Origin of the sequence: Actinoplanes italicus (genome assembly GCF_003001815.1) — a bacterium.
GTDB lineage: Bacteria > Actinomycetota > Actinomycetes > Mycobacteriales > Micromonosporaceae > Actinoplanes > Actinoplanes italicus.
Genome location: NZ_PVMZ01000045.1, coordinates 24776 through 34118 on the forward strand (window position 1 = coordinate 24776; position 9343 = coordinate 34118).

At 70.4% G+C, this 9343-nt stretch carries 5 protein-coding genes; 4 read left to right on the forward strand and 1 reads right to left on the reverse strand.

Annotation, left to right across the window (positions count from 1 at the left end):
* Positions 1 to 34: 34 nt before the first annotated feature.
* The gene (locus CLV67_RS52560; protein ID WP_170154322.1) at positions 35 to 181 is read right to left on the reverse strand and encodes a hypothetical protein; all 147 of its coding nucleotides are present in this window, start codon (positions 179 to 181) and stop codon (positions 35 to 37) included.
* Between the two features lie 263 nt (positions 182 to 444).
* On the opposite strand from CLV67_RS52560, the gene CLV67_RS50195 reads away from it, so the two are divergent.
* From CLV67_RS50195 to CLV67_RS53045, 4 genes are all read left to right on the forward strand, one after another.
* Positions 445 to 2079, forward strand: coding sequence for a bifunctional 3'-5' exonuclease/DNA polymerase (locus CLV67_RS50195; RefSeq protein ID WP_106331098.1), 1635 nt, complete (start codon positions 445 to 447; stop codon positions 2077 to 2079).
* A gap of 119 nt (positions 2080 to 2198) precedes the next feature.
* Complete coding sequence (metH, locus tag CLV67_RS50200; RefSeq protein ID WP_106331099.1) at positions 2199 to 5795, forward strand: methionine synthase; 3597 nt, start codon at positions 2199 to 2201, stop codon at positions 5793 to 5795.
* Between the two features lie 153 nt (positions 5796 to 5948).
* Positions 5949 to 7133, forward strand: a complete 1185-nt coding sequence (locus tag CLV67_RS50205; RefSeq protein WP_106331100.1) for a zinc-dependent alcohol dehydrogenase — start codon at positions 5949 to 5951, stop codon at positions 7131 to 7133.
* A 663-nt stretch (positions 7134 to 7796) separates the two neighbouring features.
* The coding region (locus tag CLV67_RS53045) for a hypothetical protein (protein ID WP_211304177.1) at positions 7797 to 9343 on the forward strand (1547 nt) is incomplete at its 3' end.

The window sequence follows — 9343 nt, forward strand, 5'->3', positions numbered from 1 at the left end:
GGGTTCGTGCTCCTCGTTGAGCGGTACGACCGGATCAGTCGGCGCGGCCGGGCGGTCCGGAGCCACCCAGGTTCGCCCGGGGTTTCTGAACCTGCCCCAGGACGAGCTGCATCGTCTCGATGAGCGCCGGGCTGTCGTCGGAGCGAAGGTCACCGAGGGTACGGCCCGTCAGCGAGACCATCGAGGTCTCGATAAATGTTGCACGCGGCTGCGCGGTCATCGATGGGTGGTCTCTGCCTCTTGAGAACTGGGCCGTGGGGGCTTGCACCGGATTCCCGTGTAGTCCGGTAACGATCAGGAGGCTCAGATTGTGATCTCCTTCACCGGGAAGAACGATACAGCAGGCGCCCGTCGTCGCTCGGGCCAATACACGCCGACCGTTAGGACGACCCCTTGGGAGGCGGCGAACCCGGAAGTGTCATACCCCCGGGTGAGAATGGCCGGATGCTGGTGGCGGTGGTTTCTGATCAGGGCGGCAAGGGCGGTACCCTCGCCGACCTCGCCGAGGGCCGGCCACGACACGTCGACGATCTCGCCGCCGCTGTCGCCGAGCGTGAGGCCGACCGTCCCCGCTGGATCTGGTCCTCCACCGCGGACTTCTATCCCGCTCTGCTGCGGGCCGGTGTCCGGGTCTCCCGCTGTCACGACCTCGAGCTCACCGAGGCCCTGCTGTCCGGCCACGCCGGGCGCTGGGGTGAGCCTCGCGGAGTGCCCGCGGCGCTGGCGCGGATGCGCGGGCTCGCCGTCCCGGCCGACCGGCCACGGCCGGAGGCCGAGCCACCCGGCTTCGCCCAGGGTGCGCTCTTCGCCTCGGTCACGGCCGACCACGTGGACGTCTCCGACCTGATCGCGGTGTATGAGGAGCAGGCTCGCCGTATCGGGGAGCTGGGCAGTCCGGGCCGCTTCCGGATGCTGGTGGCCGCCGAATCGGCCGGCGCCCTGATCGCCGCCGAGATGGGGTACACCGGCCTGCCGTGGCGTGCGGACATCCACGACGAGCTGCTGCGTGAGCTGCTCGGCCCGCCCCAGCCGATGGGGCCGCCCCGGCGGCTCGCCGAGCTGACCGCCGAGATCAACGCCGCGTTCGGCACCCACGGCCTGCACCCCGACCTGCCGGCGGAGGTGGTGCGCGCCTTCCATCGTGCGGGCATCGAGATCCCCAACACCCGGCGCTGGGTGCTGCGCCAGGTCGATCATCCGGCGGTGGCGCCGCTGCTGGAGTTCAAGGAGCTCTACCGGATCTGGACGGCGCACGGCTGGGCCTGGTGCGACGCCTGGGTGCGCGACGGCCGGTTCCGCCCCGAGTACGTGCCGGGTGGTGTGGTCTCCGGCCGCTGGGCGACCCGCGGCGGCGGTGCCCTGCAGGTACCCAAGGTGGTTCGGCGTGCGGTGGTGGCCGACCCCGGCCGGCGGTTCGTGGTCGCCGATGCCGGGCAGCTGGAGCCACGTGTCCTGGCCGCGGTCTCCGGTGATCAGCGCCTGGCCCGGGCCGCGGCCGCCGGTGACCTCTACGCGGCACTGGCCACCGACTCGTTCGACGGCGACCGGGCCAAGGCCAAGATCGCGCTGCTCGGCGCGATGTACGGCCAGACCGGCGGCGACGCGATCCCGGCCCTCGCCGTGCTGCGCCGGCACTACCCGACCGCCTTCGAGTACGTGGAAGCGGCCGCCCGCACGGGTGAGGCCGGCGGCCTGGTCCGGTCCTGGCTCGGCCGCACCTGCCCGCCGGCGTCCGGGGCCTGGCGCGACGCCGGCCTCGACCCGCCGGACGAGGTGGCGCCACCGCCGGGCCGGGCCCGTGGCCGCTTCACCCGTAACTTCGTGATCCAGGCCACAGCCGCCGAATGGGCACTGGTGCTGCTCGCGACCCTGCGTACCCGGCTGGCCGGCACCGAGGCCGAACTCGTCCTTTTCGTGCACGACGAGGTCGTGGTGCACTGTCCCGCCGAGCAGGCCGCATCGGTGGTGACGGCGGTCCATGAGAGCGCGGTCACCGCGGGACGGCTGCTGTTCGGCGAGACCCCGGTGCGATTCCCTCTGGACGTCTCAGTGGTTGGTGCCTACGCCGACGCGAAGTGAAATAGTCGGTATCGTTGGCGGTCCGGCCGAGAGGCGCTGCAGCGGGGCCACCCGTCACGCTCGACCGGTGATCCACCCGAAACAAGGGCGCCTCCGACTCACTATCGGAGGTGTTGGCGTTGACTCAGACCGTTACGCAACTTAGGGAGTTGCTTTCCGAGCGGGTCCTGGTGTTGGACGGCGCCTGGGGCACCATGCTCCAGGGCGCGAAACTCACCCCGGACGACTACCGCGGCGATCTGATCCCCGCCGACCACCCGCAGGATGTCACCGGTGACCCCGACCTGCTGATCCTGACCCGGCCCGACGTGATCCTCGACGTCCACCGGCAGTATCTCGCGGCCGGCGCCGACATCACCACGACCAACACGTTCACCGCGACCAGCATCGCCCAGTCCGACTACGGGCTGGAGCACCTGGTGCGCGAGATGAACCTGCAGGGCGTCCGGCTGGCCCGGCAGGCCGCCGACGAGGCGTTTGCCGCCGACGGCCGGCCCCGGTTCGTGGCCGGCTCGGTGGGCCCGCTCAACGTCACGCTCTCCATCTCGCCCAAGGTCGACGACCCGGCGTACCGCGCGGTCACGTTCGACCAGGTCAAGGCGACGTACGAGGAGCAGATCTCGGCACTGGCCGAGGCCGGCGTCGACCTGCTGCTGATCGAGACGATCTTCGACTCGCTGAACGCGAAGGCCGCGATCGCGGCCGCCCGTGAGGTGGCGCCCGACCTGCCGCTGTGGATCTCGCTGTTCCTCGACATCTCCGGCCGTACCCTCTCCGGCCAGACCGTGGAGGCGTTCTGGCGCTCGATCGAGCGGGCGAAGCCGCTCGTGGTCGGCGTCAACTGCTCGCTCGGCGCGGCCGAGATGCGGCCGCACGTGGCCGAGCTGGCCCGGCTGGCCGACACCTACGTGGCCTCGCACCCTAACGCCGGTCTGCCCAACGCGTTCGGCGGCTACGACCAGCAGCCGGCCGAGACCGGCGAACTGCTCGCCGGGTTCGCCGCCGACGGCCTGGTCAACATCGTCGGCGGCTGCTGCGGCACCACCCCGCCGCACATCAGGGCGGTAGCCGAGGCGGTACGCGGCGCGCGGCCCCGGGACATCGTCCAGCCCGCCCCGACCACCCGGTTCAGCGGCCTGGAGCCGTTCGCGATCGGCCCGGACACCGGTTTCGTGATGATCGGCGAGCGGACCAACGTCACCGGCTCGGCCAAGTTCCGCCGCCTCATCGAGGCCGACGACTACCAGGCCGCCGTCGACGTGGCCCTGGAGCAGGTGCGCGGCGGCGCCAATCTGCTCGACGTCAACATGGACGCCGACCTGCTCGACAGCGAGCAGGCCATGGTCACCTTCCTCAACCTGATCGCGACCGAGCCCGAGGTGGCCCGGATCCCGATCATGATCGACAGCTCGAAGTTCTCGGTGCTCGAGGCCGGCCTCAAGTGCGTGCAGGGCAAGGGCGTGGTCAACTCGATCAGCCTCAAGGAGGGCGAGGAGGTCTTCCTCGACCACGCCCGCCGGGTCCGGGACTTCGGCGCCGGCGTCGTGGTGATGGCCTTCGACGAGCAGGGCCAGGCCGACACGACCGAGCGCAAGGTCGAGATCTGCGGCCGGGCCTACGACCTGCTGGTCGGTGACGGCTTCGACCCGACCGACATCATCTTCGACCCGAACGTGCTCGCGGTCGCCACCGGCATCGCCGAGCACAACGGCTACGCGAAGAACTTCATCGACGCGCTCCCGCTCATCAAGGAAAGGTGCCCCGGAGCCCGTACATCCGGAGGCATCTCGAATCTGTCTTTCGCCTTCCGCGGCAATGACATCGTGCGCGAGGCCATGCACTCGGCGTTCCTGTTCCACGCCGTCAAGGCGGGGCTCGACATGGGAATCGTCAACGCCGGCCAACTCGCCGTCTACCAGGACATCCCCGCCGAACTGCTGAAACTCGTCGAGGACGTGATCTTCGACCGGCACCCGGACGCCACCGACCGGCTCGTCACCTTCGCGTCCACCGTCACCGGCTCGGGCGCCAAGCGCGAGGTCGACCTGTCCTGGCGCGAAGCCCCGGTCGAGGAGCGGCTCAGCCACGCCCTGGTGCACGGCATCGTCGACTTCATCGAGGCCGACACCGAGGAGGCCCGGCAGAAACTGCCCCGCCCGCTCGACGTCATCGAGGGCCCGCTGATGAGCGGCATGGGCGTGGTCGGCGACCTGTTCGGCTCCGGCAAGATGTTCCTGCCGCAGGTGGTCAAGAGCGCCCGCGTCATGAAGCGGTCGGTCGCCTACCTGCTGCCGTTCATGGAGGACGAGAAGGAGGACGGCTCGCGCGGGCAGGGCAAGGTCGTGCTCGCCACGGTCAAGGGCGACGTCCACGACATCGGCAAGAACATCGTCGGTGTGGTGCTGGGCTGCAACAACTACGAGGTGATCGACCTCGGCGTGATGGTGCCGACCGCCAAGATCCTGGACACCGCGATCGCCGAGGGCGCTGACGCCATCGGCCTCTCCGGCCTGATCACGCCGTCGCTGGACGAGATGGTCGCGGTCGGCGCCGAGATGCAGCGCCGCGGCCTCAAGCTGCCCCTGCTGATCGGCGGGGCCACCACCTCCAAGCAGCACACGGCGGTCCGGATCGCTCCGGCCTACGACGGGTCCACGGTCCACGTGCTGGACGCGTCACGGGTCGTCGGCGTGGTCTCCGACCTGCTCGACCCGGCGCGTTCGGCGAAGCTCGACGAGGCCAACCGCCACGAGCAGCAGCGGCTTCGTGAACAGCACGAGAACCGGCGCTCACAGCCGCTGCTCACCCTCGCCCAGGCACGTGCCAACCGCGAGCGGGTCGACTTCGAAGACCTTCCCACCCCCAACTTCACCGGGGTACGCGAAGTCGCGCCCACGATCGCCGAACTGCGCGCGATGATCGACTGGCAGTTCCTGTTCCTGGCCTGGGAGTTGAAGGGCAAGTACCCGGCCATCCTCGACCAGCCGGTCGCCAAGGAGCTGTTCGACGACGCCAACACGCTGCTCGACCAGATCATCGCGGACGGCTCGTTCCAGGCCCGGGGGCTCTACGGCTTCTGGCCGGCGCACGCCGACGGCGACGACATCAAGCTGGACAACGGGGCGTCCTTCCCCATGCTGCGCCAGCAGACCGAGAAGCCGTCCGGCCGCGCCAACCGCTGCCTCGCCGACTACATCGCCCCCGCCGGTGATCACCTCGGCGGGTTCGCGGTCGCCATCCACGGCGCCGACAAGCTCGCCGCTCGCTATGAGGCCGAGCAGGACGACTACCGGGCCATCATGGTCAAGGCGCTGGCCGACCGGCTGGCCGAGGCGTTCGCCGAGTACCTGCACCTCAAGGCCCGTCGCGAGTGGTTCGAGCCCGACGCCAAGCCCAAGCTCGAGGACCTGCACGCCGAACGGTTCCGGGGCATCCGCCCGGCCCTCGGCTACCCGGCCTGCCCTGACCACAGCGAGAAGCGCGACCTGTTCGAGCTGCTCGGCACCTCGGCGATCGGGGTGGCGCTCACCGAATCGTTCGCGATGACCCCGGCCGCCGCGGTCAGCGGCCTGATCTTCGCCCACCCCGACGCGAAGTACTTCACCGTCGGCCGGCTCGCCAAGGACCAGATCGAGGACTACGCGACCCGCCGCGGTGTCCCGGTCGCCGAGGTCGAGCGGTGGCTGCGCCCCAACCTCGCCTACAACATCGACTGACGTACGTCCCTTCCGGAATAACCACGAAGGGCCAATTCGCGTACGAGTGCGCGTGCTCCTCGTTCGGACAGCGCGGGCCGCCCGGCAACGGCGCGGCCCGCGCTGCTTGCCGCCGTGACGATTGGACCGGCCTGTCGTGGGCATGCCGGAGTCATGCGAGCACTGACCTGGCAGGGCACCGGCAAGGTGTCGGTGGAGACCGTTCCCGACCCGAAGATCGAAGAACCGACGGACGCCGTCATCCGGATCACCTCGACCGCGATCTGTGGCTCCGACCTGCATCTCTACGACGTCCTCGGCATGTACCTGGACAAGGGCGACATCCTCGGCCACGAGCCGATGGGAATCGTCGAGGAGGTCGGCCCCGAGGTCACCCACATCCGCCCCGGCGACCGTGTGGTGATTCCGTTCAACATCTCCTGTGGACACTGCTGGATGTGTTCACGAGGCTACTTCGCGCAGTGCGAGACGACCCAGACCCGTGAGCAGGGCACCGGCGCCTCGCTGTTCGGCTACACCAAGCTCTACGGCCAGGTCCCGGGTGGGCAGGCCGAGTTCCTCCGGGTTCCGCAGGCCCATTTCGGCCCGATCAAGGTGCCGGAGGGGTATCCCGACGAGCGGTTCCTCTTCCTGTCCGATGTGCTGACCACCTCCTGGCAGGCGGCGAAGTGGGCGGACGTCGAACCCGGCGACACGGTCCTGGTCACCGGCCTCGGCCCGATCGGGCAGATGTCCGCCCGCATCGCCCGGCACCTGGGCGCGGAGCGGGTCATCGCGGTCGACAGCGTGCCGGAGCGCCTGGCCATGGCGGCCCGCAACGGCATCGAGACCATAGACATGGGTACGGTCGACGACGTTCCCGACGCCGTCCGGCAACTCACCCACGGCCGTGGCGCCGACCGGGTCATCGAGGCGGTCGGCATGGAGGCACACGGTTCGCCGATCCAGTCGGCGGCGATGAAGGCGGCCGGCATGCTGCCCGACCCGATCGCCCGCAAGGCGACCGAGACCCTCGGCGTGGACCGGATGGCCGCTCTGCATACCGCATTCGGTGCCGTTCGCCGGGCCGGGACCATTTCGATCATCGGGGTGTACGGGGGAAACGCCGATCCGTTCCCGATGATGGACCTCTTCGACAAGGGCGTGACCCTGCGCATGGGCCAAGCGCACGTGAAACGCTGGGTCGACGAGGTGATGCCCCTGCTCACCGGTGACGGCGACCCGCTCGGCGTCGACGACCTGGTCACTCACCGGATGCCGCTCGAAGAGGCGCCGCACGCGTACGACATCTTCAAGAAGAAGGACGACGGCTGCATCAAGGTCGTACTCAAGCCGTAGGTTATCCGTCGCGGCCGGACCCTCGGCCGCGACGGTCACTATCTGGCCCGGTGAGGCAATAACTCCGACATTCGGTCGTTCATCCCGTCAAATCTGACCGGCCGGCCGCTGAAATTAGCCGAACAGCCGATCCTCTCCCAAACTCCGTTGGTGTCTGCGGCCGTCGTGGTCGGCTATCGCTGCCCAAGTGTTTCGGAGGGGAGCGATATGAACAAGCTGACGCGAATGCTGATGCTCGGAATAGGTCTGGCAACTGGAGCCGCGCTCGGAATGGGGCCGGCGACCGCAGCGCCGACCACGACGGGTTCCAGCAGTTTTGCGGGCAATCCCGAAGGTGGACCGCCCGCCGTCGTCAAGGTGCCGGTCTTCAAGAGCCAAGCTGCCTGCAAGAACATTGGTGAGCTGGGCAAACGGCACAAGATCTGGGTCAAGTGCGACTGCAAGCCCGCGCGCTTGAAACAGAAGACACAGGTTTATGTCCTCTCCTTGGAAAAACCCTCGACATGGCCCAAGAAATGGCCAGCAAAATTCCCACAGAAATGGCCTGACTTAATCGGCTGGGAGCCGACCGGCAACGTGCAGTTCATTGGCGGGGCGACCGCCACAAAACCTAAGACCAAGGTACCCGGCAAGACCACGCAGAAGCCGCCCCCCGGCAAATCGATGCCTGCCGCGAATGTCATCCAGCAGGCGGTGCAGCAGTCCGTCCAGCAGGTCCTCCAGCAGAGCGGCACAGCCGCGTCCCAAAGCGTGGTCCAGCAGGCGGTCCAGCAGTCCGTCCAGCAGGCGGTGCAGACGACGGGGAGCAAGACCTCCCAGAAGGCCAGCCAGCAGTCCATCCAGCAGGTCGTCCAGAAGGCCGTGCAGGAGGCCGTGCAGAAGGCGATCAAGGAGATCCTGCAGAAGACGAAGCCGACCAGCAAGCCGGCCAAGCAGCCCGCCCCGCAGGCGGTGCAGCAGGTGGTCCAGCAGGTGGTCCAGCAGGTGGTCCAGCAGGTCGTCATCCAGCTTCCGCCGCCGGTGATCTTTGAGTCCCCGAAGCCGGGTGGAACGACAAACAAGCCGGGTGGGACGAAGCCGGGTGGGACGAAGCCGGGTGGGACGAAGCCGGGTGGGACGAAGCCGGGCGGTACCACGCCGGGCGGGACGAAGCCGGGCGGTACCACGCCGGGCGGGACGAAGCCGGGCGGCACGACGCCGGGTGGGACGAAGCCGGGCGGTACCACGCCGGGTGGGACGAAGCCGGGTGGGACGAAGCCGGGTGGCACCACGCCGGGTGGCACGACGCCGGGTGGGACCACGCCGGGTGGCACGACGCCGGGTGGCACGACGCCGGGCGGCACGACGCCGGCTGGGACCACGCCGGGTGGGACCACGCCGGGCGGCACGACGCCGGGCGGGACGACGCCGGGCGGGACCACGCCGGGCGGGACGACGCCGGGCGGCACGACGCCGGGCGGGACGACGCCGGGCGGGACCACGCCGGGCGGGACGACGCCGGGCGGGACCACGCCGGGCGGGACCACGCCGGGCGGGACCACGCCGGGCGGGACCACGCCGGGCGGCACGACGCCGGGCGGCACGACGCCGGGCGGGACCACGCCGGGCGGGACCACGCCGGGCGGGACCACGCCGGGCGGCACGACGCCGGGCGGCACGACGCCGGCTGGGACCACGCCGGGCGGCACGACGCCGGGCGGCACGACGCCGGGCGGGACCACGCCGGGCGGGACCACGCCGGGCGGGACCACGCCGGGCGGGACCACGCCGGGCGGCACGACGCCGGCTGGGACCACGCCGGGCGGCACGACGCCGGGCGGGACGACGCCGGGCGGGACGACGCCGGGCGGGACCACGCCGGGCGGGACCACGCCGGGCGGCACGACGCCGGCTGGGACCACGCCGGGCGGCACGACGCCGGGTGAGACCACGCCGGGCGGGACCACGCCGGGCGGCACGACGCCGGGCGGGACCACGCCGGGTGGGACCACGCCGGGCGGCACGACACCGGCTGAGACGACGGACCCGGCTGAGACGACGGACCCGGCTGAGACGACGGACCCGGCTGAGACCACGGACCCGGCTGAGACGACGGACCCGGCTGAGACGACGGACCCGGCTGAGACAACGGACCCGGCTGAGACCACGGACCCGGCTGAGACCACGGACCCGGCTGAGACGACGGACCCGGCTGAGACGACGGACCCGGC

What these genes read in the sequence shown, in the direction of transcription:
- CLV67_RS52560 (WP_170154322.1), bottom strand. Translation starts at nt 181, where the DNA reads ATGGTCTCGCTGACGGGCCGTACCCTCGGTGACCTTCGCTCCGACGAC.
- CLV67_RS50205 (WP_106331100.1), top strand. Translation starts at nt 5,949, where the DNA reads ATGCGAGCACTGACCTGGCAGGGCACCGGCAAGGTGTCGGTGGAGACC.
- CLV67_RS50195 (WP_106331098.1), top strand. Translation starts at nt 445, where the DNA reads ATGCTGGTGGCGGTGGTTTCTGATCAGGGCGGCAAGGGCGGTACCCTC.